At 72.6% G+C, this 22,265-nt stretch carries 18 protein-coding genes and 1 riboswitch; of the genes, 7 read left to right on the plus strand and 11 right to left on the minus strand.

From position 1 onward, the window contains the following. Positions 1-51: 51 nt before the first annotated feature. Genes ACGWYJ_RS03405 through ACGWYJ_RS03420 form a run of 4 tightly spaced genes read right to left on the minus strand, consistent with a single transcriptional unit; the run spans position 52 to position 4,967 of the window. Positions 52-1,170, minus strand: coding sequence for a hypothetical protein (locus tag ACGWYJ_RS03405; RefSeq protein ID WP_395104036.1), 1,119 nt, complete (start codon positions 1,168-1,170; stop codon positions 52-54). Further along, positions 1,167-3,440, minus strand: coding sequence for a xanthine dehydrogenase family protein molybdopterin-binding subunit (locus tag ACGWYJ_RS03410; protein WP_395104037.1), 2,274 nt, complete (start codon positions 3,438-3,440; stop codon positions 1,167-1,169). Before ACGWYJ_RS03410 ends, ACGWYJ_RS03405 begins: the two co-directional genes overlap by 4 nt. Continuing rightward, positions 3,437-4,438 carry an FAD binding domain-containing protein gene (locus tag ACGWYJ_RS03415; RefSeq protein ID WP_395104038.1) on the minus strand — a complete coding sequence of 334 codons (1,002 nt, stop codon included), beginning with the start codon at positions 4,436-4,438 and terminating at the stop codon, positions 3,437-3,439. The genes ACGWYJ_RS03410 and ACGWYJ_RS03415 overlap by 4 nt, the downstream gene beginning before the upstream one ends. Next, positions 4,425-4,967, minus strand: coding sequence for a (2Fe-2S)-binding protein (locus ACGWYJ_RS03420; protein WP_395104039.1), 543 nt, complete (start codon positions 4,965-4,967; stop codon positions 4,425-4,427). Before ACGWYJ_RS03420 ends, ACGWYJ_RS03415 begins: the two co-directional genes overlap by 14 nt. Before the next feature lie 252 nt (positions 4,968-5,219). On the opposite strand from ACGWYJ_RS03420, the gene ACGWYJ_RS03425 reads away from it, so the two are divergent. Then, a complete protein-coding gene (locus ACGWYJ_RS03425; RefSeq protein ID WP_395104040.1) occupies positions 5,220-6,194 on the plus strand; it encodes an alpha/beta hydrolase in 975 nt (324 codons plus the stop codon). A 7-nt stretch (positions 6,195-6,201) separates the two neighbouring features. Here ACGWYJ_RS03425 and ACGWYJ_RS03430 read toward each other — a convergent pair whose 3' ends face one another. After that, positions 6,202-7,980, minus strand: a complete 1,779-nt coding sequence (locus ACGWYJ_RS03430) for a serine/threonine-protein kinase (RefSeq protein ID WP_395104041.1) — start codon at positions 7,978-7,980, stop codon at positions 6,202-6,204. 273 nt (positions 7,981-8,253) lie between these two features. Here ACGWYJ_RS03430 and ACGWYJ_RS03435 point away from each other — a divergent pair, with 273 nt between their 5' ends. Both ACGWYJ_RS03435 and ACGWYJ_RS03440 read left to right on the plus strand, forming a co-directional pair. Continuing rightward, the gene (locus tag ACGWYJ_RS03435) at positions 8,254-8,529 is read left to right on the plus strand and encodes a DUF6504 family protein (protein WP_285699649.1); all 276 of its coding nucleotides are present in this window, start codon (positions 8,254-8,256) and stop codon (positions 8,527-8,529) included. 22 nt (positions 8,530-8,551) lie between these two features. Next, on the plus strand, positions 8,552-11,962 hold the full coding sequence (locus ACGWYJ_RS03440) for a DNA polymerase III subunit alpha (protein ID WP_395104042.1): 3,411 nt from the start codon (positions 8,552-8,554) through the stop codon (positions 11,960-11,962). A 4-nt stretch (positions 11,963-11,966) separates the two neighbouring features. Here ACGWYJ_RS03440 and ACGWYJ_RS03445 read toward each other — a convergent pair whose 3' ends face one another. Together ACGWYJ_RS03445 and ACGWYJ_RS03450 are read right to left on the minus strand one after the other, a co-directional pair. Then, positions 11,967-12,647: a DUF4328 domain-containing protein gene (locus ACGWYJ_RS03445; protein WP_395104043.1), complete on the minus strand. Its 681-nt coding sequence runs from the start codon at positions 12,645-12,647 to the stop codon at positions 11,967-11,969. A 132-nt stretch (positions 12,648-12,779) separates the two neighbouring features. Further along, complete coding sequence (locus tag ACGWYJ_RS03450) at positions 12,780-13,118, minus strand: hypothetical protein (RefSeq protein ID WP_395104044.1); 339 nt, start codon at positions 13,116-13,118, stop codon at positions 12,780-12,782. 233 nt (positions 13,119-13,351) lie between these two features. Between ACGWYJ_RS03450 and ACGWYJ_RS03455 the strand changes: the two genes are divergently transcribed. Further along, positions 13,352-13,579, plus strand: a complete 228-nt coding sequence (locus tag ACGWYJ_RS03455) for a hypothetical protein (protein ID WP_395104046.1) — start codon at positions 13,352-13,354, stop codon at positions 13,577-13,579. A gap of 127 nt (positions 13,580-13,706) precedes the next feature. Next, positions 13,707-14,501, plus strand: coding sequence for a methyltransferase domain-containing protein (locus tag ACGWYJ_RS03460; protein WP_395104047.1), 795 nt, complete (start codon positions 13,707-13,709; stop codon positions 14,499-14,501). 214 nt (positions 14,502-14,715) lie between these two features. On the opposite strand, the gene ACGWYJ_RS03465 is transcribed toward ACGWYJ_RS03460, so the two are convergent. The 4 genes from ACGWYJ_RS03465 to ACGWYJ_RS03480 form a co-directional block, all read right to left on the minus strand. Further along, positions 14,716-16,362, minus strand: a complete 1,647-nt coding sequence (locus ACGWYJ_RS03465; protein ID WP_395104048.1) for an acetolactate synthase large subunit — start codon at positions 16,360-16,362, stop codon at positions 14,716-14,718. Between the two features lie 70 nt (positions 16,363-16,432). Beyond that, the gene (locus ACGWYJ_RS03470) at positions 16,433-17,452 is read right to left on the minus strand and encodes an LLM class F420-dependent oxidoreductase (RefSeq protein WP_395104050.1); all 1,020 of its coding nucleotides are present in this window, start codon (positions 17,450-17,452) and stop codon (positions 16,433-16,435) included. Between the two features lie 254 nt (positions 17,453-17,706). Further along, positions 17,707-17,907 (minus strand): DUF397 domain-containing protein, encoded by a 201-nt coding sequence (locus tag ACGWYJ_RS03475; RefSeq protein WP_395104052.1) that lies wholly within the window; start codon positions 17,905-17,907, stop codon positions 17,707-17,709. Then, a complete protein-coding gene (locus ACGWYJ_RS03480) occupies positions 17,904-18,746 on the minus strand; it encodes a helix-turn-helix domain-containing protein (RefSeq protein ID WP_395104053.1) in 843 nt (280 codons plus the stop codon). The genes ACGWYJ_RS03475 and ACGWYJ_RS03480 overlap by 4 nt, the downstream gene beginning before the upstream one ends. Before the next feature lie 218 nt (positions 18,747-18,964). On the opposite strand from ACGWYJ_RS03480, the gene ACGWYJ_RS03485 reads away from it, so the two are divergent. Both ACGWYJ_RS03485 and ACGWYJ_RS03490 read left to right on the plus strand, forming a co-directional pair. Continuing rightward, the gene (locus ACGWYJ_RS03485) at positions 18,965-19,609 is read left to right on the plus strand and encodes an ATP-binding protein (RefSeq protein ID WP_395104054.1); all 645 of its coding nucleotides are present in this window, start codon (positions 18,965-18,967) and stop codon (positions 19,607-19,609) included. A 310-nt stretch (positions 19,610-19,919) separates the two neighbouring features. After that, a riboswitch (cobalamin riboswitch) is annotated at positions 19,920-20,045 on the plus strand. A 108-nt stretch (positions 20,046-20,153) separates the two neighbouring features. Continuing rightward, entirely contained in the window at positions 20,154-22,265 is a 2,112-nt protein-coding gene (locus ACGWYJ_RS03490) for a putative cobaltochelatase (RefSeq protein ID WP_395104055.1), read from the plus strand.

A 22,265-nucleotide genomic window follows, 5' to 3' on the forward strand; every position in this document is an offset into this window, starting at 1 on the left:
CGGTGGGCCGAATGGGGACAATTGCGCTTCGGCGGGGCACGTGGTGCGCCGCTACGAATGAATGGGCGCGTGGAAGGGCCAGCGGTGGCCTATGGCGACGTGGGAGATCACGGCGAGGCCCAGGGCGTTGAGGCCGACGTGGCCGATCCATTCCTCGGGTTGCACGCGCTTGAAGTCGATGGCGCCGGCTATGGCGGCGGTGATGGCGTAGAGGGCGGCGGCGAGGGCGATGGTGGCGGCCAAGGTCACGGCGCGTTCCCATGGGGGCGACAGGAACCGCTGTGCCCAGCCTTGGAACAGCATGCCGACGATCAGGCCGGCCGCGATCGCCATGCCCGCCCACGCCTGGATGAGCGGAGGGTCGGCGACGGAGCGGGCCGCCAGGTAGGTCGGCCAGGCGCCGGAGAGGACGACGAGGTTGGCCGTTGGGATGCGGATCCAGCGGCGGGTGATCCGGGCGAACGGCCATCCTCGCCACACCACGAAGATCCATACCTGCCAGAGCCCCACCAGGACCAGGTACGCGCCGAAGGCGGGCGTGCCGAGGGTGAGGTAGAGGATCACCGCCACGGCCCAGGAGACCGCCAGGGCGGTGGCGCCGCCCGCGATCCTGGGTAGGCGCCGGAGCGGCCATCCTTCGCAGACGAGGGTGAGCTGGAGCATCGCGACGAAGGCGGGGGCCGCGAGCGGCAGGGTGCCGGGGAAGGTCGGCGCGTGGTCCGGGCCCGGGGCCGGGTCGAAGACGGCGCGTGGGTTGGCGTGGCCGATGATCGCCTGACCGGCGATGGTGAGCAGGACCGCCGCGATGGCGATGAGGACGGTGTCGACGATCCCGGCCCAGGGTTTGCGCAGGCGGGACCCGGGCCAGTCTTCCCACCAGAACGCGACCATCGCCACGATGGGCAGGGAGAAGGTGATCAGCGGGGCGAGCACCAGCAGCGACCCCTCCGGGCCGCCGACGGCGGCGGCGAGCAGGACGGCCGAGGGGACGACCAGCAGGAGCCCGGCGACGCCCAGGCCCGGCTGCTCGGCGAACCGGTCGTGCCGGGCGCGGCGCCGTTCCCCCGGTTCGGCGGGTGCCCCGGGGCGGACCAGTGCCGGGCGGTCCGGAAGCGGGGCCCTCAGGCCGTCCGGCCGCGTGGCGCCGGGCCGGGACGGGGCGCCGGTCATGCGCCGGGCGGGTCCATGATGCTCTCCGGGGTGATGGGCAGTTGCCGCACCCGGTGACCGGTCGCGTGGTAGACGGCGTTGGCGATCGCGGCGGCCGCGCCCACCTGGCCGATCTCGCCGACCCCCTTGGCGCCCAGGGGGCCGACCAGCTCGTCGTCGACCTCGACGAAGTCGACGGTCACCTCGGGCGCGTCGGCGTTGACCGGGACGAGGTACTCGGCCAGGTTGCTCGCGGCCCAGCGGCCCTGGCGCGGGTCCATGTGGTTGCCTTCCATGAGCGCCTGGCCGAGGCCCCACAGCATGCCGCCCATGAGCTGGCTGCGGGCCAGCTTCGGGTTGAGGACGTGACCGGGCGCGAAGACGCCGGCCATCCGGCGCACCCGGGTCAGCCCCAGGTCGGGGTCGACGGCGACCTCCGCGAACTGGGCGCCGAAGGTGAGCAGGCCGTGCGGGGTCTCCGGGGACGGCGGCGTCCAGCTTCCCAGCGCCTCGACGTCGGCCAGGCGGTGCCGCTGCATCAGCTCGCTGTAGGTCTCCGAGATGCCCGGCTGCTCGGGGAGCGTCATGCCGCCGTCGGCGATCCGTACCGACGCGGGGTCGACGCCGTGCAGCGGGGACTCCTCGTCGGCGACCGCCATGCGCACCAGCTTGTCGCGCAGGTTGGTGACGGCGGCGTGGACGGCCGAGCTGATCATGAACGCGCCGGACGAGCCGACCGGGGCGGAGGTGTTGGGCAGGTCGGTGTCGCCGATCTCGGGCCGTACCGAACGCACCGACAGGCCGAGGACGTCCGCGCAGATCTGCGCCATGATCGTCATGACGCCGGTGCCGAACTCCGGGGTGCCGGTCGCCACGGTGGCGCTGCCGTCCGCGTAGAGGCGGGCGCGGGCGTGCTGGGTGGGCATGAAGAACGCCACCGGATACCCGGCCGCGGCCATGCCGGTGCCGAGCAGCCAGTGGCCGTCGCGGCGGACGCGCGGCCGCGGGTCACGGGTGCCCCAGCCGATCAGGTCCGCGCCCCGCCGGATGCAGTCCGCCAGGCCGTCGCTGGACCACGGGTTGCCCCGCTGGTCGACGCCGGTGTGGTTGAGGAGCCGCAGCTCGACCGGATCCATCCCGAGTTCGTAGGCGAGTTCGTCCATGGCCGTCTCCAGGGTGAACACGCCCAGCGTCTCGCCCGGTCCCCGGGTGAAGGTCGGGGTCATGGTGTTGCCGCGGATCAGCCTGTGGAGGCCCTGGTAGTTCTCGCACGCGTACATCTGCGACGACACGCCCGTCGCGGGCTCCGCCCAGTCGTCGAACGGCGACCCGACCGACAGCTTGTGGTGCCGCATGGCGGTCAGCCGCCCGTCCCGCGTCGCGCCCAGCGTCATCCGCTGCTCCTGCTCCTCCCGGTGGCCGTGGGAGGTGAACGTCTGCGCGCGGGTGAGCGACAGCCGCACCGGGCGGCCCACCTTGCGGGCGGCCATCGCGGCGAGCGTCACGTGCGGCCAGGTCATCGCCTTGGAGCCGAAGGCGCCGCCGACGAAGCGGGTGATGACGCGGACGTTCGCGAGCGGCAGCCCGAGCAGGTGCGCCACGGTGAGCTGCGTCGACCGGACGCTCATCGTCGAGTCGTAGAGCGTCAGCTTCCCGTCGTCCCAGCACGCCGTGGTGGCGGACGGTTCGATCGGGTTGTGGTTGTTGGCGGCGAGCCGGTGCGCCACGTCGACCCGCACGTCCGCGGCGGCGAGCCCGGCCTCGACGTCTCCGCGCTCGTCGCGGGCGGGCATCAGCCCGCCGAACAGCCGCTCGGGCTCGTAGGCGGCGTCGCGGCCCTCCTCGAGGGTGGTGACCGACTCGTCCGCCTCGTAGGTCACCTTCACCAGCGACGCCGCGTACCGCATGCGCTCCTGGGTGTCGGCGACGACGATGGCGATGGGCTGGCCCGCGTAATGCACCTTCTCGTCCTGCATCGGGAAGAAGCTCTCGCCGGGGGAGGGCCCGCCGGCGAGGGACGGCAACAGGCGCGGCTGCGCGGCGATCTTGCCGATGTCGCGGTGGGTGAGGACGGCCAGCACGCCCTCCTGCGCGAGGGCGGCGCGGACGTCGATCCCGACCACCCGGCCGCTGGGGATCGTGGCGCCGACGATGAGGGCGTGCACCAGGCCGGGCAGGTCGATCTCGGTGGTGTAGCGGGCGGTCCCGGTGACCTTCAGGTGCCCGTCGACCCGGTCGTGCGGCTTGCCGAGCACCGTGCCGGTGCCGGTCGCCGTGGTCGCGATGCTCATGCCCGGCCTCCGTTCGTCGAGCCCATGACCTGGTTCAGCGCCCGGACGATGGCGCGCCGCGCGAACTCCGCCTTGAACGCGTTGTGCCGGCGTACCGACGCGGCGGCGAGCTCGGCGTCGGCCGCCTCGGCGAAGGACTCCGTGGTGGGGGCGGCGCCGCGCAGCCGTTCCTCCGCGCGGCGGGCGCGCCACGGCTTGGTGCCGACGCCGCCGAGGGCGAGCCGGACCTCGCCGATCGTCCCGTCCGCCACGCGCAGCGCGGCGCACACCGACACCAGGGCGAACTCGTAGGACTGCCGGTCGCGGTACTTCAGGTAGAGGGAGCGCGCCGCCACCGGCGCCGCGGGTATCTCGATCGCGGTGATGAGCTCGCCGTGGTTGAGCGCGTGCTCGATGTGCGGGGTGTCGCCGGGCAGCAGGAAGAAGTCGTCGATCGGGATGCGCCGGTCGCCGTCCCGGCCCATCGTGTGGACCACCGCGTCGAAGGCGGTGAGCGCCACGGCGACGTCCGACGGGTGCGTGGCGATGCAGTGCGGGCTCGTTCCCAGGATGGCGTGGTTGCGGTTGATGCCCTCAAGCGCCGAGCAACCGGTGCCGGGGGTGCGCTTGTTGCAGGGCGAGATGCCGTCCCCGAAATACGGGCAGCGCGTCCGCTGGCACAGGTTGCCGCCCATCGACGCCATGTTCCGCAACTGCTGGGACGCGCCGAGCAGCAGCGCTTGGGAGACGGCCGGGTAGCGGCGGGCGACCGCGCCGTCCCTGGCGACGTCGCTCATCCGCGCCAGCGCGCCGATCCGCAGGCCGCCGCCGGGCAGGTCCTCGATGCCGCTCAGCGGCAGGTCGTTGATGTCGACCAGCAGGTCGGGCTCGGCCAGCCCGAACCGGATCAGGTCGATCTCCGTGGTGCCCCCGGCCAGGAACGCGCCGGCCGGGTCGCCGCTCACCCGCTCCACCGCGTCCTCGACGGCCATGGCCCGCACGTAACTAAGAGGCCGCATGGCCGTCTCCCCTGGATCGATCGCGCACATCCCGGATCGCCTCGCGGATGTTCGGGTACGCGGCACAGCGGCAGAGGTTGCCGCTCATGTACTCGGCGATCGCCGCGTCGTCCTCGGCGTTGCCCTCCTCCAGCAGCGCGACCGCCGACATGATCTGCCCTGGCGTGCAGTAGCCGCATTGGAAGGCGTCGTGCTCGATGAAGGCCCGCTGCATCGGGTGCAGCTCGCCGTCCGGACCGGCCAGGCCCTCGATCGTGGTGACCTCCCGCCCCTCGCAGGAGATCGCCAGGGTCAGGCAGGCCAGCACCCGGCGGCCGTCCACCCACACCGTGCAGGCGCCGCACGTGCCCGCGTCGCACCCCTTCTTGGTCCCGGTCAGGTCCAGGTGGTCGCGCAGCGCGTCGAGCAGGCTCACCCGCGGCTCCAGATCGGCCACCTTGGCCGAGCCGTTGACCATCAGGGTCACCGGCAGGGCGCCCGGGCCGCTGACGGTCGCCGGGGGCCGCGTCACCTGCGAGGTCGATGACATCGTCGTCTCCGTTCCGGAGCCATGGGGCCGTGGCCCACTGGCCATGCGATAAGGGCGGTCACGGAGTGCGACCACACCCGTACCGGTTGTACCGGCAGGCCGGCCCGCGAATCCTCCGTGTGATCACTGAACGTTGACGCCAGCTGGCGCTGGAGTACGACCCGCGGCCCCCGTTCCAGGCCGGGTCGCCCGAGACGGCGCCGCCCGGTCTCACCGAGACCGCGAGCGGCCTGATCGGCTAGAGTCCCCGGGGTGACCGACAGAGTCATCGAAGTGACCACCGATGTGCTCGGGGACGGGTACGAGGCGATCGAACTGCCGCTGGGCGAGGACGAGGAGGGCGAGGTCGTCGCCACGCTCGTCCGGCGGCGGGCGACCGATCCCTGCCGGCGCGCGGTGCTGTACGTGCACGGCTTCGTCGATTACTTCTTCCAGAAGCACCTGGCCGACTTCTACGTGGAGCACGGCTTCGACTTCTACGCCCTCGACCTGCGCAAGTACGGGCGTTCGCTGCGCCCGCACCAGACCCCCAACTTCGTGCGCAGCCTCACCGAGTACTTCCCGGAGATCGACGAGGCGGTGCGGATCGCGCGGGAGGTGGACGGGCACGACGTCCTGCTGGTCAACGCCCACTCCACCGGCGGCCTGGTCGCCGCGCTGTGGGCGGACCGGGTCGGCGGCCGGGGCCTGGTGGACGGGCTGTTCCTGAACAGCCCGTTCCTGGACATCAACGAGCCGCTGGTGATGCGGAAGCTGGGCGCCGGCCTGGCGAGGGCGCTGGGACGGCGGTTCCCCACGGCCCGGCTGCCCGCCGGGGTGTCCGACCTGTACGTGCGCAGCATCCACCGCGAGCACGACGGCGAGTGGGACTTCGACCTGGAGTGGAAGCCGCTGCTGGGCTTCCCGGTGCGGGCCGCGTGGCTGGCGGCCGTGCGGCGCGGGCAGCTCCGCCTGCACGCCGGGCTGGACATCGACGTTCCCGTGCTGGTGATGTCGTCGGACCGCAGCGTCCGGCCCAAGCCGGGGGTCGCCGACCTGAGCAGCGCCGACGCCGTCCTGGACGTGGAGCACATGGCGCGCTGGGCGCCGCGGCTGGGGCGGCATGTCACGCTCGTCCGGATCGAGGGCGGGGTCCATGACCTGGTGCTGTCCGCCAAGCCGGTCCGCGACCAGGTCTTCGGCGAGCTGGCCCGCTGGATGGACGGCTACCTGCCGGTGCCGGACTGAGCGCCCCTCAGTCGAGGATCTTCGACATGTCGAAGTCGTCGAAGTCGACGACGGTCTGCTGGGCGGCGTTCCCGCCGCGCTCGATGACCAGCCCGGCCCAGCCGTGCGGCAGCGGCCGGTCGGTGTCGGTGTGGTCGAGGACCAGCGAGCCGTTGACCCACATCCGCAGCCTGACCTGCGCGTCGTTCTCCTGCGGTTCGCAGGCGATCTGGAGCCGGTTGGCGCCGCCCGGCTTCAGGCCGGGCACCGTGTCGGCGCTGTCCAGTTCCTTGTTGCCCTGATCGCCGTTGACCTTGCGCAGGAGCACGCCCTTGCCGTCGGTGCGGACCAGGAACAGGTATTTGAAGATCTGGCCCCTGTTGTCGTTGGCACGGCAGAGCAGCCCGTACCGGCCGTCGGGGGCGGCGCGCGCGACGGTGGCGGTCGCGCTGACCAGGATCCGCTTGGGGATGTCGTTGGCCTGCCGCTTGGGGACCCAGCGGTCGCGTCCCGCGTCGACGATGGAGGTCTCCAGGCGGTACTTCTTGTCGAGGTAGCCGTACTGGCCCGTGAAGACGCTCCCGCCGCCCCAGCCGGAGTCGTCGTCGGAGAAGTCGTCGGCGAACGCGGTGGCCAGCTTCTCCGGCGGCCCGTCCCCGCCGAGCAGCGGGTACAGCACGGCGGCGGCCAGCAGCAGGACGGCGGCCGCCGCGCCGCCGATGATCAGGGCCTTCGCCGGGAGGCGGCCCCCGCGACCGCCGCCGGAGGGCCGCCGCGGCTCCGGCGGGACCATCGGCCCGGACGGGGTGTCGCTGCGGGTGTCCTCGCCGCCGAAGGCGGTGTACTGGTAGCCCACGGGCTGCGTCGGCGGCGGCGCCGAGTGCGACCGGGGCGCGGTCGGCGGCGCGACGGCGCCCGGCCCCGGGCCGTGCCAGCTCGCCTGGACGGTCTCGGTGATCCGGTCCAGGTCGTCGGGACGCGTGTGCCCGACCAGCCGGGCCAGCAGTTCCTGGACCGACGGGCGCTTGCGCGGGTCCTTGTCCAGGGCGGCGGCCACCAGGTCGCGCAGGCCGGGGTCCAGCCCGTCCAGCCTGGGCTCGTCGTGCGCCACCCGGTAGAAGATCTCCGGGACGGTGCGCCCGGCGAACGGGGCGCGTCCCGTCCCGGCGTAGGTGACCACGCAGCCCCAGGAGAACACGTCGGAGGCGGGCGTGACCGGCTCGCCGCGCAGCAGCTCGGGCGGCAGGTAGTTGGGGGTGCCGACGAACTGCCCGGTACGGGTGGGGCCGTCGGCGGCGTCCAGCGCCCGCGCGATCCCGAAGTCGATCACGCGCGGGCCGGTCGTGGACAGCAGCACGTTGGCGGGCTTGAGGTCGCGGTGCACGATGCCGGCGCCGTGGATGGCGGCCAGCGCCGTGGCCACCCCGACCGCCAGGCCCTCCAGGTCCGAGCCCGGGAGGGGGCCACGTTCGGCGACCGCGGCCTCCAGGCTCGGCCCCTCGATGTACTCGGTGACGACGAACAGCGGCTCGGTGTCCAGCTCGGCGTCCAGGACCGGCGCCGTGCAGAACCGGCGCACCTGGCGGGCGGCGGTCACCTCGCGGCGGAACCGCTCGCGGAACGTCTCCTCGCTGGCCAGCTCACGGTTGATGACCTTGACCGCGACGCGGCGGCCCGAGGAGCTCTCACCCAGGAACACCGTGCCCATGCCGCCCCGGCCGATCCGGGAGAGCAGGCGGTAGTCACCGAGTTCGCGCGGGTCCTCCGGCCTCAGCGCCCCGGATTCCGCGCCCGTGTGCGTCATCATCGTCCACAAACCTTAGCGTCAGTCCTGGATCGGCGTGGTTCGCCCCGAGGATCCCTGGATCGACGGGCCGCCGCCGGGGTGGCCGCGGCCGGTGAGGGATCTCCGGTACGCCGCTGACCTGCGCTTTTGTGGCGAACATCGAGAACTGGGGGGAATCTCCCGCCTTGCTTACGAAGGTCGGCTTCCCTAGACTTTCTTGCGAACGTATGTTCGAGACAGGCCGCATGCCTTCCCCTGTGCGGTGAGCCATACGACTCAAGGCGGGGGAGGCAGATGACGCGCGTGTTCGGCGATCCGGTGGACGTCTGGGTGACCGACGGGCGCCCGGTCCGGTTCGTCTGGCGGGGGCGGCTCTACAGCGTACGGCGCGTACTGGAGCACTGGGTCACCACCCGGGACTGGTGGCGCGAGCAGCAGCCGGAGGCCGAGGTCACCGGGGAACGGGAGTTCTGGCGGGTCGAGGCCACGCCGGAACAGGAGATCGGGGTGTACGAGCTGCGGCACGACACCGCGTCCGACACCTGGCTGCTCTCCCGGGTGTGGGACTAGCGGGAGAAGGGGGTCGGCTCCCATGCACCTGCATGTCGCGTCCTCGTTCTCCTTGCGCCATGGTGTCGCGCCGCCGCGCCTGCTCGCCGCGCGCGCGGCGGAGCTGGGCATGGAGACGCTGGCGCTCACCGACAGGGACGGCCTGTACGGCGCGGTCAAGCATGTGCTCGCCTGCCGTGCCGCGGGACTGCGTCCCGTCCTGGGAGCCGACCTGACCACCGACGTCGGGCGGGTGGTGGCGCTGGCGACCGGGCGCATCGGGTGGGGATCGCTGTGCAGGCTGGTCACGGCGGCGCACGAGGCGGGGGAGCGCGGCGCGCCCGTCGCGAGCCGGGAGCTGATCGGGGCGCACGCCGACGGGCTGGTGGTGCTGCTCGGCCCGCGCTCCGACGTGGGACGCGCCATCGCCGACCGCCGTCCCGACCTGGCGGCGGCACGGCTGGCGGCCTGGCGGGAGACGGCCGAGACGGTCGTGGAGATCGTCGACCAGCACGGCAAGGGAGAGACGTTCGAGGCCGCCCGGATGCTGGCGCTGGCACGCGAGGCCGGGGTCCCCGCGGTGCTGGCCAACCCCGTGCGATACCTGGAGCCCTCGGACTACCCCGTGGCGCAGGTGCTGGACGTGGCGCGCCGCCTCGTCCCGCTGCATCGGCGGCACCTGGAGGACCAGACAGGCCACGCCTACCTCAAGTCGGTCCCGGAGATGCGGCGCATCGCCGAGCGGGTGTGCGGCTCGGACGCGGCCGAGGCACGGGCACTGCTGGACGCGACGCGGCGGCTGTCGGAACGCTGCGCCCTCGACCCCGGCCACGACATGGGGATGGACGACGTCCACCTGCCGGAGACCGGCCCCGACCCGTACGGGCGGCTGGTCGCCAGGTGCGGCGAGGGCCTGGTGCGGCGCGGGCTCGACCGCTCGGCCGAGGCGGCACGGCGGCTGGAGCACGAGCTGGGCATCATCGCGCGCAAGGGCCTGGCCGCCTACTTCCTCACCGTCGCCGACGCCGCCGCGCTGATCCGCTCGCTGGGCATCCGCTGCGCCATCCGCGGGTCTGGCGCGGGCAGCCTGGTCAACTACCTGCTCGGCATCGGCGACCTCGACCCGCTCCGGCACGACCTGGTGATGGAGCGGTTCCTGGCCGACAGCCGTCCCGGGCTGCCCGACATCGACCTGGACGTGGAGTCGGCGCGGCGGCTTGAGGCGTACCGCGCGCTGTTCGAGCGGTTCGGCGAGGACAGCGTGGCGTGCGTGTCGATGATGGAGACCTACCGTGCGCGCAGCGCCATCCGGGACGTGGGCGGCGCGATCGGGCTGCCGCCCGCCGAGATCGACGCGATCGCCAAGGCGTTCCCGCACATCAGGGCCAGGCAGATCGGCGCCGCCCTGCACGACCTGCCCGAGCTGCGGCAGAGCAACCTGGCGCACGGACGGCTCGGGGTGATCTTCCGGATCGCCGAGCGGCTGGACGGGCTGCCCCGGCACGTCGCGATGCACCCCTGCGGCGTCCTGCTGTCGAACGCGACGCTGCGCGACCGCACGCCGGTGGAGCCGAGCCTGCTCGGCTTCCCGATGAGCCAGTTCGACAAGGACGACGTCGAGGCCATGGGCCTGCTCAAGCTGGACGTCCTCGGGGTGCGGATGCAGTCGGCGATGGCGCACGCGGTGAACGAGATCGAACGGGTCGAGGGCACGCGGATCGACCTGGAGGCCGTCCCGCACGACGACGGCCCCACCTACGAGATGATCTGCGCGTCCAGGACGCTGGGCTGCTTCCAGATCGAGTCGCCGGGCCAGCGCGAGCTGGTCGGCAAGCTGCTGCCGCGCACCATGGGCGACCTGATCATCGACATCTCGCTGTTCCGGCCGGGGCCGGTCAACTCCGACATGGTCACCCCGTTCCTGGCGGCGCGGCACGGGCTCCGCGAGCCCGCGTACCCGCATCCCGACCTGGCCGGGCCGTTACGCGAGAGCCTGGGCGTGGTGGTCTTCCACGAGCAGGTGCTCCGCGTCCTGGACGTGATGACCGGCTGCGGGTTGTCGGAGGCCGAGGCGGCGCGCCGCGCCCTCGCCGACGAGGAGGGGCAGGCCGAGGTCGGCGCGTGGTTCCGGGAACGCGCGCTGGCACGCGGCTACGGCGAGGAGACGGTCGCCAGGGTCTGGCGGACGCTGACCGCGTTCGGGGCGTTCGGGTTCTGCAAGGCGCACGCCGCGTCGTTCGCGCTGCCCACGTACCAGTCGGCCTGGCTGAAACGGCATCACCCCGCGGCGTTCTACGCGGGCGTGCTCACCCACGACCCCGGCATGTACCCCAAACGGGTCATCCTGGACGACGCGCGGCACTTCGGCGTCCCGATCCTGCCGCTGGACGTCAACGCCTCCGGCGCGTTCTGGCAGGCCGAGCCCACGGCGGACGGCACGCGGGGCATCAGGGTGGCGCTCAGCGAGGTCCGGGGGATCACCGAGGCGGAGATCGAGCGGATCGTCGCGGGGCGGCCCTACCGGTCGCTGACCGAGTTCTGGCGGCGCGCCCGCGTGTCCCGTCCCACCGCCGAACGGCTGGTGCTCGCCGGGGGGTTCGACGCCCTGTACGGCATCGGGGACGTCACGGAGGACGCCGGGGTGCCGACGCGGCGGGACCTGCTCTGCCGGGTCGGCGCGCTGGACCGCTCGTCCGCGCGTCCCGGGACGGTCGTGGAGGGGCAGCTCGCCCTTGAGGACCCCGCGGCGGAGGGCGGGACCCTGGAGCCGATCCCGGTCGGGGAGCTGCCGCCGATGACGCCCGGCGAGATGGTCGAGGCGGAGCTGGACATCCTCGGCATCGACGTCAGCCGGCACGTGCTGACCTTCTACGACGCGCTGCTCGACCGGCTCGGCGTGGTCCGCGCCCGCGACCTGCCGTCCCGCCGCGAGGGGGAGGACGTGCTGGTCGCCGGGGTCAAGGTCGCCACCCAGACGCCGGCGGTGCGGTCGGGGCAGCGGATCATCTTCGCCACGCTCGACGACTCCACCGGCCCGGTTGACCTGGCGTTCTTCGAGTCCGTCCAGGACCGCTGCGCCGCCACCGTGTTCGGCTCGTGGCTGATGGTCGTCCGGGGCAGGCTGCGCCGTCCCTGGGTACGGGTGGCGCGGCGGGCGGGGAAGCCGTCCGGGGGGCCGCCCTCGGAGGTGGTGTCGATCACCGGGTCCGACTGCTGGGACCTGACCGTCCTGTACGAGGCGTGGCGGCAGGGCGGGGACGAGGCGCTGCGGCGGGCGATGGCCCCGGCGCGCGGGGGTGGGCCCGCGCGTCCGGTGGCCCGTCGCGTCCTGTACGCCAACGGGTTCGCGATGTCCCCGTACGCCGACATCGGGCACGCGGGGGAGGCGGTGAAGCGCCCGCCCGCCAAGCTGTGGCACGCCAGCGGCGGCAGTTCGGGGCCGACGTCGCCCTAGCCGGTCAGGCTTCCCTGGCGACCTGGGCGCGGGTGATCTCGAAGACGGTGGCCATGCACAGCGCGGCGGCCAGCGCCTGACAGGCCGCCGCGGCGACGCCGACATGCACGGCGAGCCGCGCGTCCGGAAGGGTGTGGAGGCCGAGGCCCGAGAACAGCCGGGCAAGGAAGATGCCCAGCAGGACGCACGTCCACCAGGCGCCCACGACCGCCGCCGCGACATGCCGTTGCGCGGTGCGGAGCCGTCCGCTGGTGACCCACACGTCGTACACGACCCTCGGCGGGATCCACAGGACGCCCAGCGGGACGACCCAGCCCAGCACCACCCACGCCCTGCCGTACCGGTGCGGGCCAGGGGACTGCCGGTGCGCGCGCCAGAGCCACCCCAGATACAGCAGGCCCGTGACCCCGGCCATGACCGCGCCGAGGACGAACACCTCGACGTACGGGGACAGCGCCCGCCAGGTGACCGCCGGGTCGTAGGTGTCCCGGGTCGCGTCGCGCAGCGGGCCGGTGAGCCGGACCATGCTGATCCCCGAGCCCAGCGCGATGAACGCGTTGAAGCCCAGCAGCATGAACACCGCCACCCCGACGGCGCGGAAGTCCCGCCGGCGCGCCCAGGCGCCGCAGGCCGGGCACCGGGCGATCTCGGTCGGGATGATGTCGCCGCACAGCGCACACGGCATGAGCCACCTCCGAGGGGACGGGCGAGCCCGCTGCCCGGATACTACGTACCTTTGAGGAGATCAGGTCGGGTCCGGGATGGTTCGCCGGACGATTGTGCCGAATATCGCGTTATCGCGCGGGTGGATTCGGGATCAGCCGGGCGGCGCCAGATGCACCAGCTGGGTGCCGCCGAGCAGGGCGACCGCGGCCAGCGCCGACCAGACGGCCAGCCGGGACGGCGAGCCCGACGCCACCAGCCGCTCGGGCCGCAGCCTCGTGGCGACGATCAGCGCCCACCACTCGGCGGTCAGCGCGACCGTCGCGTACAGGAAGCCGAACCCCAGGGTCGCGCAGACCAGCACCACCCCCGGAGCGGTCATGACGTGCGCGATCAGCGCGGCGCGGCGGGCCTGCCCGGACAGCCCCCGGCGCAGGCCCGCCGCGACGGCGATCCAGCCGCCTGCCGCCAGCAGCCACAGCGGCGGCACCACGGCGGGCAGGCCGTAGAGCGACTCCGGTACCAGTGCGATCCCTCCCGGTCCTGGTACGTCACGAAGAAATGTCAGTGCTGATGCCTACGTTAGGAATGTGATTACGGGGTACATCGTTGAGTAGGGCATCGAACCGGGGAGATTGTTCGGTGCGTATCTCCGGATACATCCCGTTTCCGGTGAGGCGGTCTCAGGGGGAGGGCGCCACCGGTGTGCCGAAAGGGGTAGTGGCAGTGAGCGCAGCGACCGGCACGTCTCACATCTCACGTCCGCGGTTGCACGGTCCCGCCGAGCGGACCGTCGTCGAGCCGTGGCTCACCGAGCTGTCCCACCTCGCGATCAACGCCTACGCCGAGACCGCCGCCGTCGAGGCACTGCCCGCGCTGGCCGTCGTCGAGCCCCTGCCCGCCACGCGCCGGATGCCCGCGCGCCGCCGCCCGTCCTTCGCCGAGGCGGCGTAGCCGCACCCTACCTGACCCGGAACGGGGCGGAGACGACGATCGTCTCCGCCCCGTTCTCTTGGCCCGCTCATCTCACATATCAAGACGTCATTCTCAAATGCTGGTCGGCTGGGTTACCGTCTCCGGCATGGACTACCTCCACGGACACGACGCGACAGTGCTGGCCTCCCACCAGTGGCGCACCGCCGAGAACTCGGCGGCGTACCTGCTCGGGCACCTGCGTCCCGGGCTCTCCCTGCTGGACGTGGGCTGCGGACCGGGGACGATCACCGCGGGCCTGGCCGCGCGGGTCGCCCCCGGCACGGTGACCGCCATCGACTCCGCGCCGGGCATCCTGGACGAGGCGCGGCGGACGGCCGAGGCGCGCGGCGTGACCAACGTCGAGTTCGCGGTGGGCGACGTGCTCGCCCTGGACTTCCCCGACGCCACCTTCGACGTCGTCCACGCCCACCAGGTGCTCCAGCACTTGGCCGACCCCGTCCAGGCCCTGCGGGAGATGCGGCGGGTGTGCAAGCCGGGCGGCGTGGTGGCGGCACGCGAGGCGGACTTCGGCGGGATGGTCTGGCATCCGAGGCCGCCCGGCATGGACGACTGGCTGCCGATCTACTACCGGGTGGCGCGTGAGGTGGGCGGCGAGCCGGACGCGGGACGGCGCATGCTCGCCTGGGCCCGCGAGGCGGGCTTCAGCGAGATCGACGCCGGCGCCTCCACCTGGTGCTTCTCCACACCGGAGGAGCGCGAGTGGTGGAGCGGAACCTGGGGCGGCCGGATGGTCCGCTCCCACGTGGCCGAGCGCGCCATCGCGGGCGGACACGCGACCCGCGAGCGCCTGGAACGCGTGTACGAGGGCTGGAAATCCTGGGCCGCGGCAGAAGACGGCTGGTTCGCCGTCCTCAACGGCGAAATCCTCTGCCGCCCCTAATAACCGGAGGCTGATGGAACAACCCCGCCCACAATAAAACCTTCACACCCACCCCAGCCCGTCACCCCAGCCCCGAACGGTCGCTCAGGCGTTGAGATCGCGTCCGAAGGCAGATTCGAGCGGAGCGAGAATCTGATCGCGTAGCGAGCCCCCTAGGGCGAGTCGGAGCGATGCAGCGATCGCCGCGAGCGCAGCTTGCGCTTGCCAATAAGCTTTAAAGCCCGCCGAGTGCGTCGGTCAGGCGGAGGTTGTGGGAGTAGTCGACGGGGACGGTGACCACTGAGACGCCGTTGTCGGAGAGGGCTTTGCGGAGGGTGGGGAGCAGTTCGTCGGCGGAGGTGACCCGGTAGCCTTTGGCGCCGAAGCTTTCGGCGTAGGCGACGAAGTCGGGGTTGCCGAACGCGATGTTGGAGCTGCGGCCCAGTTCCAGGTCCATCTTCCATTCGATCAGCCCGTACGCGCCGTCCTCCCAGATCAGTACGGTGATGGGCACGTTCTCGCGGATCGCGGTTTCCAGTTCCTGGGAGTTCATCAGGAAGGCGCCGTCTCCGGTGGCGGCCAGGACCTTGCGGTCGGGGAGGGCGAGTTTGGCGGCGATGGCGCCCGGCACCGAGAAGCCCATCGAGGACAGGCCGTTGGAGACGAGCAGCGTGTTGGGCTCGTAGGTCGGGTAGAGCCGGGCCATCCACATCTTCACCGCGCCGGTGTCGGCCAGCACGATGTCGTGGCGTCCCATCGCCTCGCGGATGTCGGCGACCACGCGCAGCGGCGACATCGGGAAGCCGTCGTCGGCGCGGCCCCGGTCCAGTTCCTCGCGGATCATCCGGCGGATGGTGTGCTCGGTGCCGTTCAGGTCGAAGCGGCGGCGGGTGGCCTCGCCGAGTTCGATGAGGGAGCGTGAGATGTCGCCTTGGATGCCGACCTGCACCGGGTAGTGTTCGTCCACTTCGGCGGGGAACCGGTGGATATGAATGATCTTCTTGTCGCCCTTGGGGTTGATCTTGGCGGGGTCGAACTCCTGGAGCTCGTACCCGACCGTGATCAGCACGTCGGCCGCGTCGAAGCCGAAGTTGACGTAGTCGTGCCGCATGAAGCCGACGGCGCCGAGCGCGTTGGGGTGGTCGTCGGGGAACACGCCCTTGCCGTTGAAGGTGGTCGCGACGGGCAGCCCGAGGTGCTCGGCGAAGTCGATGAGCGCCTGTGACGCCTGGTCGCGGGTGGCGCCGTGCCCGGCCAGGACGATCGGCCGTTCGGCGAGGGCGAGGACGTCGGCGGCGCGGGCGATCTGCGCGGCCGACGGCTCCTGCGGGCGGACGACGTTCACGGGCAGCGGCTTCAGCTCGCTGTCGACCGTCGCGGCCTCGACGTCCTCGGGGATGGCGAGGTAGACGGCGCCGGGACGCTCGGTCTGCGCGGTCTTGAACGCCTTGCGCACCATCTCCGGCAGCGCCTCGGCGGTGAGCACCAGGTCCGCCCACTTGGTGATGGGCTTGAACATCGCGACCAGGTCGACGATCTGGTGCGACTCCTTGTAGATCCGGTCGAGGCCGACCTGCGCGGAGATCGCCACGACCGGGGTGCTGTTGGTGGTGGCGTCCGCCACGCCGAGCTGAAGGTTGATCGCGCCGGGGCCGAGCGTGGCCGAGGCCACCCCGGCCCGCCCGGTCAGCCGGCCGTGGATCTCGGCCATGAACGCCGCGCCCTGTTCGTGCCTGACCAGCACGTACCGGATCGACGAGTCGCGCAGCGCGTCGACGAAATGGATGTTCTCCTCGCCGGGCAGACCGAACACGTACCGCACGCCTTCGGCCTCCAGCGTGCGGACCAGCAATCGCGCGGCCTCGACCTGCGTGGACATCATCGTCCCTTCCCCCGAGTTCCGATCATGTACCCGGTTCAGCGCCGGGGACGCGCCGCGCATTCCCCCGCCTTCAGCCGTCCACCAGCTCCTTGAGCGCGCGCAGCGTGGGCTCGTCGTGGACGCCGGCGATGAGCAGGGTGGTGATGGGGCTGTCGCGCCACAGCGCCAGCCGTTCCTTGATCCGGCCGATCGGCCCCAGCAGCGAGATGGAGTCGGCCAGCTCGTCCGGCACGGCCTTGATCGCCTCGGCGCGGCGCCCGTCCAGGAACAGCTCCTGGACGCGGGCGGCCTGTTCGGCGTAGCCGAGCCTGCCGATCAGGTCGAGGTGGAAGTTGCGGTCCCTGGCGCCCATCCCGCCGATGTAGAACGCGAGCGGGATCTTGGCGAACTCCAGCGCGGACGCGAGGTCGTCGGTGACGATCGTGGTGACGGTCGCGGCGATCTCGAACCCGTCGGGACGTCCCGCCAGCGCCTCGCCGAACAGCGGTTCGATCCGCGTGGGGTCGATGAACAGCGGCAGCCAGCCCTGGGCCAGTTCGGCGGCCAGCGCGATGTTCTTCGGTCCCTCCGCGCCGAGATAGATCGGGATCTCGGGGCGGACGGGGTGGACGATCGACTTCAGCGGCTTGCCGAGGCCGGTGCCGCCGGGGTACGGCAGCGGGTAGTGCGGCCCTTCGCTGGTCACCGGTTCCTCGCGGCGCCAGACCCGGCGGAGGATGTCGATGTACTCGCGGGTGCGCGCGAGCGGCTTGGGGAACGGCACCCCGTACCAGCCCTCCACCACCTGCGGCCCGGACGCGCCGATGCCCAGGATCACCCGTCCGCCGGAGAGCGCGTCCAGGGTGAGGGCGTGCATGGCGGTGGCGGCCGGTGTGCGCGCGGACATCTGCACGACCGAGGTGCCGAGCCTGATGGTGGAGGTACGGGCGGCGTACCAGGTCAGCGGGGTGAAGGCGTCGGACCCGTACGCCTCGGCGGTGAACACCGAGTCGTAGCCGAGCCGTTCGGCGGCCAGCACGGTCTCGGTGCGGTCCTCGGGGTCGCGCTGCCAGTATCCGACATGGATGCCGAGCTTCATTTCCGCGGTCATCGGGCGTCCTCCCTCACCGGCCCCGTGGGTGCCGGGGCGCACGGCGATACTAGAACACGTTCTAGTTCCGGGCGAGGGGCGGGAGGACCGGGAGGGACGGAGGCGGCGCGGACATGGCGAAGGGCCGCGGCGTGTGCCGCGGCCCCTGGGTTACCCGACATCAGGATGACCCTGCATCACCCGGATGGCGCGGTCGGCGCGGAGAAGCCGTGTCACCGGGCCGGGCCGCCGGGACGATCGGCGGCCGGGACGGGTCAGGCGTGCCGGACGGCCTCGATGAACGAGCGCCATTCGGCCGCCGTCAGCGTCAACGCGGGGCCGTGTGGATCCTTGGAGTCGCGCACCGCGTGCGTTCCGGCGTCGAGTTCCGCCACTTCGACGCACTGGTCGCCGCTGCCGCTGTAGGACGACTTGCGCCAACGGGCGGAGGTGAGGGCGTGATGGGGGTGGTTCACGGGCTGCTCCTTGCTGCCTCGGCGATGAGGGGCGCGGAATCCTCAGGGGACTTGGCCTGCTTCATGATGCGCTCGAAGCGTTCCCCATGTGATGCTATTGCCTCGGCACTCTCAAGATAAACGTCGCCCATAGTGCCCTCGACATAGGCGATATCCGGGTCTGCCGGGTCCGGAAACGAAAGTATCGTGAAACGACCGTCAAGTCCGGCATGTTCCCTGGCCTCGAACGGCAGCACCTGGATGGTGATCTGCGGCCGTTCCGCAAGCTCCAGCAGCCACTCCAACTGTGCCCGTAGCACGCCCGGCCCGCCGATCGGGCGCCTCAGCACGGACTCGTCGAAGATCAGGTGAATCTGCGGCGCCCGCTCGCGGTTCAGTAATGCCTGCCGGGCCTTGCGGGCGTCGATCCGGCGCTCGATGTCCTCCGTGGTGGGCAGCATCCGGCCTGCGGTGATCACCGCCCGCGCGTAGTCCTCGGTCTGCAGCAGGCCGTGGATCAGCTGGGGGTCCCAGGTCCTGATCAGCGACGCCTCGTCCTCCAGCGCCACGTAGCTGCCGGTGAACACGTCCGCGTAGGCCGTCCACCAGCCGCGCTGGCCGGCCTCGCGGGCAAGGGTGATCAGCGCGTCCCGCTGGGGGCTCGGGACCCCGTACAGGTCGAGCAGGTCGGCGATGTCGTTCGGCTTGGGGCGGGTCTGCCCGGTTTCGAGCCGCGAGACGGTGGCCCTGGACCAGTCCAGCCGGTCCGCCACCTCCTGCAACGTGAGCCGCTGCAGTTCGCGCAGTCTCCGCAGTTCGCGGGCCAGCCTGCGGCCGCGAACGGTGGGCCGGTATGTCATGTGGCGAGAGTCTTCCTATTCGGTCGGCTCAGTTCAACAGAAACGACTAAGCCGGTAAGGCCAATCTCCGGAAGTCTCCAGAAGCGGTTGCGGTCGTGAGAATCCCAGGCAAAGCTGAGGGGTGACCGCGCGTGAACGGTAAGTAACGGGGCGACAGCGAGGACTACGAAGAGCGCAGGCGGCCGGGGCACCGGGCGCCGGCGCGGGAGGATCCCGTGATGACCACGCCGAAGACAGCCGGCGACGCGCAGAGCGCCGTAAGGCCGCATCAGCCGGTGGAACCCGGCGGCCCGGTGGGCGACGGGGGGCGTGGCGTCCCGGACACGATGCCGCTCACGGACCCGCCCGCCTGTGTGCCGCGTTCCTGCGCGCCGCCGATCGGGCAGGTGTGGGCGCTGCCTCCGGGCCCCGGCTGCGCCCGCTACGCCCGCGCGATCCTGGGCGAGGCGCTGGCCCTGGCGGGCGCCCCCCGCTCCGTGATCTGCGACGCCCGGCTGATCGTGAGCGAGCTGGCCACCAACGCGCACCAGCACGCCCGCGACCATGGCCCTACCGAGCTGTGGCTCTACCCCGAGCAGCCCTTGGACGAGGCGGCGGACGGCCCTGACGGCACAGCGGGCGAACTCGTCGGTGAGGCGCGCTGCGCGGTCTTCGACCGGCACCGCGGCGCGCGGCTGCCCGGCTACTCCTGGACGTCCGGCGACTACGGCCGCGGGCTGAGCATCGTGAACGAGCTGTCGGAAGGGCGCTGGGGCATGCTGCGGACGCGCTCGCGCCGCTTCCCGCACGGTCCGGGCAAGGCCGTGTGGTTCGCGATCCCCGTCCTCCTCCGGCTGCCCGCCGACCCTCCCGGCTCAGCCTGAGGGACCTGGGCGGGTCGGCGCGCGGACGGTCGGAACGGGCTCGGGGAACGCTTTCGGGAACGGGGTGGGCAGGGCGCCGGAACTCAGGAACGTCGGGTGCGGGTCCAGGAGACACCCGTCGCCCGGTGATGCGGGGAAGTCGGCTCAAGGGTGCGATCCATCGCACCAGTGAAACACGGCGCCGCCGGTGTGCCAATGCGCTCCGGCCAGGTCTTACGCGCCGTCGCCGCCTGGTCGCGGAACGGATCTCACCCATGCGCCGCTTGGGCGGTCGCCGCGGGTGTGCCATCCTGTGCAGTCGACGGACGCGGAGGAACCCGGTGCGAATCCGGGGCTGTCCCGCAACTGTGACCATGGGGAGCTTCCCCTCGCGAGGTGCCACGGCGGCGACGCTGGAAGGCTGAGGGGGAGCGGCGATCCGGGAGCCAGGAGACTCCGGCCGTCGGAGGGACACGGGTCCCCCGCCAGGGGACGTCCCTCACATGAAGCCACGGGCGTGGACACCCGAGGGAAGGACAAGAGGCATGCCCTGTCTGATGGGCCGATGAGCCGCGCGGGCGCGCCCCGCCGGGCGCGCTACCCCTTTTCCGCGGTCGTCGGGATGGACGACCTCAAACTCGCGCTTCTGGTCAACGCGGTCTCGCCGGGCGTCGGCGGCGTGCTGGTCCGGGGCGAGAAGGGGACCGCCAAGTCGACGATCGTCCGGGCGCTGGCCGACCTGCTGCCGCCGGTGCCGGTGGTGACGGGCTGCCGGTTCTCGTGCGACCCGCTCGAACCCGACCCGGCCTGCCCGGACGGCCCGCACCCGCCGCTGGAGCCGGCGGCGATCGACGCGGTCGCGCGCGGCCACCTGGAAGCGGACGACGATCCGGACGGCGAAGAGCCGCACATCCCGGCGCGGGAGCGGCCCGCCCGCCTGGTCGAGCTGCCCGTCGGCGCCTCCGAGGACCGGCTCACCGGCTCCCTCGACATCGAACGCGCGCTCACCGAGGGCGTGAAGGCGTACGAGCCGGGGCTGCTGGCCTCCGCGCACCGCGGCGTCCTGTACGTCGACGAGGTCAACCTGCTGCACGACCACCTGGTGGACCTGCTGCTGGACGCCGCCGCGATGGGCGAGTCGTATGTGGAGCGCGAGGGCGTCTCGATCCGCCACGCCGCCCGGTTCCTGCTGGTGGGCACCATGAACCCGGAGGAAGGGGAGCTGCGCCCGCAGCTGCTGGACCGTTTCGGGCTGACCGTGGAGGTCGCCGCGACCCGTGACCCCGCCGAACGCGCCGAGGTGGTGCGGCGGCGGCTGGAGTTCGAGCGTGACCCGGCCGGGTTCGCCGCGCGCTGGGCGATGGCGGAGGCGGAGCTGGCCGCCCGGATCGCCTCCGCGCAGGCGCGGCTGCCCGCGGTGACGCTTCCGGACGCGGCGCTCGCCCAGATCACGGCGGTGTGCGCGGCGTTCGAGGTGGACGGGCTGCGCGCCGACCTGGTGACCGCGCGGGCCGCGATCGCGCTGGCCGCCTGGCACCGCCGCACCACGGTGACCGCGGAGGACGTGCGGACGGCCGCCCGGCTGGCGCTGCCGCACCGGCGCCGCCGCGACCCGTTCGACGCGCCCGGACTGGACGAGGACAAGCTCGACGAGGTCCTGCGCGAGCACGGAGGCCCCGAGCCGGATCCGGACCCGGACCCGGAAGGTGGCCCCGGCCCCCAAGACGACGGCCCCGATGGCGGTCCTGAAGGCGGCCCCGGCGGCGGAGGCGGCGAGAGCGTGCTCAGCACCCTGGACGCCCTGCTGAACGGCCGGTCGGCGAACGACGGTGAACGCCTGCCCGCCAAGCACCACGATGCCGGTGAGGGCGAGCCCGCCCAGGCCGATGCCGCGTACCGTCCCCGGCTGTTCACGGTGCCGGGCACCGGCACCGGCGCCCCCGGCCGCCGTTCCAAGGCGCGCGGCCCGTACGGGCGGATCTCGGGCACCCGCCCAGGGCACGAAGGCGGCCTGCATCTGGCCGCGACCCTGCGCGCCGCCGCGCCGCACCAGCAGGCGCGCGGGCGCTCCGGGCCGGGGATCCTCGTCGCGCCGGGCGACCTGCGCGCCGCCGTGCGGGACGGACGCGAGGGCAACCTGGTGCTGTTCGTCGTGGACGCCAGCGGTTCGATGGCAGCGCGGCGCCGGATGCGCGCGGTGAAGGGCGCCGTGCTGAGCCTGCTCCTGGACGCCTACCAGCGCCGCGACAAGGTCGGCCTGATCACGTTCCGGGGCACCGAGGCGGAGGTGGCGCTGCCGCCGACCTCGTCGGTGGAGGCGGGGGCGCGGCGCCTGGAGCGGCTGCGCACCGGCGGGAGGACGCCGCTGGCGGCGGGCCTGCTGCGTGCCGCCGAGGTCCTGCGCGTGGAGCGGATGCGCGATCCCTCCCGCCGTCCGCTGCTCGTGGTGGTGACCGACGGGCGCGCCACGCATGGCCCGGCCCCGGCGTCGGCCGCGGGCGTGCTGGCCGCCGCCGGGGTGGCGTCGGTCGTGGTGGACTGCGAGTCCGGTCCCGTCAGGCTGGGCCTGGCGGCCGAGCTGGGGACGCTGCTCGGCGCCGAGACGGTACGGCTGGACGACCTGGCGGCCGAGGGCCTGGCGGGCGTGGTGCGGGCGTCCAGGCGAAGGGTGGCGTGA

Source organism: Actinomadura sp. SCN-SB, assembly GCF_043906805.1.
Taxonomy (GTDB): domain Bacteria; phylum Actinomycetota; class Actinomycetes; order Streptosporangiales; family Streptosporangiaceae; genus Spirillospora.

What these genes read in the sequence shown, in the direction of transcription:
- ACGWYJ_RS03435 (WP_285699649.1), top strand. Translation starts at nt 8,254, where the DNA reads ATGACGCGCGTGTTCGGCGATCCGGTGGACGTCTGGGTGACCGACGGG.
- ACGWYJ_RS03460 (WP_395104047.1), top strand. Translation starts at nt 13,707, where the DNA reads ATGGACTACCTCCACGGACACGACGCGACAGTGCTGGCCTCCCACCAG.
- ACGWYJ_RS03470 (WP_395104050.1), bottom strand. Translation starts at nt 17,452, where the DNA reads ATGACCGCGGAAATGAAGCTCGGCATCCATGTCGGATACTGGCAGCGC.
- ACGWYJ_RS03465 (WP_395104048.1), bottom strand. Translation starts at nt 16,362, where the DNA reads ATGATGTCCACGCAGGTCGAGGCCGCGCGATTGCTGGTCCGCACGCTG.
- ACGWYJ_RS03440 (WP_395104042.1), top strand. Translation starts at nt 8,552, where the DNA reads ATGCACCTGCATGTCGCGTCCTCGTTCTCCTTGCGCCATGGTGTCGCG.
- ACGWYJ_RS03430 (WP_395104041.1), bottom strand. Translation starts at nt 7,980, where the DNA reads ATGATGACGCACACGGGCGCGGAATCCGGGGCGCTGAGGCCGGAGGAC.
- ACGWYJ_RS03410 (WP_395104037.1), bottom strand. Translation starts at nt 3,440, where the DNA reads ATGAGCATCGCGACCACGGCGACCGGCACCGGCACGGTGCTCGGCAAG.
- ACGWYJ_RS03420 (WP_395104039.1), bottom strand. Translation starts at nt 4,967, where the DNA reads ATGTCATCGACCTCGCAGGTGACGCGGCCCCCGGCGACCGTCAGCGGC.
- ACGWYJ_RS03405 (WP_395104036.1), bottom strand. Translation starts at nt 1,170, where the DNA reads ATGACCGGCGCCCCGTCCCGGCCCGGCGCCACGCGGCCGGACGGCCTG.
- ACGWYJ_RS03490 (WP_395104055.1), top strand. Translation starts at nt 20,154, where the DNA reads ATGAGCCGCGCGGGCGCGCCCCGCCGGGCGCGCTACCCCTTTTCCGCG.
- ACGWYJ_RS03480 (WP_395104053.1), bottom strand. Translation starts at nt 18,746, where the DNA reads ATGACATACCGGCCCACCGTTCGCGGCCGCAGGCTGGCCCGCGAACTG.
- ACGWYJ_RS03445 (WP_395104043.1), bottom strand. Translation starts at nt 12,647, where the DNA reads ATGCCGTGTGCGCTGTGCGGCGACATCATCCCGACCGAGATCGCCCGG.
- ACGWYJ_RS03485 (WP_395104054.1), top strand. Translation starts at nt 18,965, where the DNA reads ATGACCACGCCGAAGACAGCCGGCGACGCGCAGAGCGCCGTAAGGCCG.
- ACGWYJ_RS03415 (WP_395104038.1), bottom strand. Translation starts at nt 4,438, where the DNA reads ATGCGGCCTCTTAGTTACGTGCGGGCCATGGCCGTCGAGGACGCGGTG.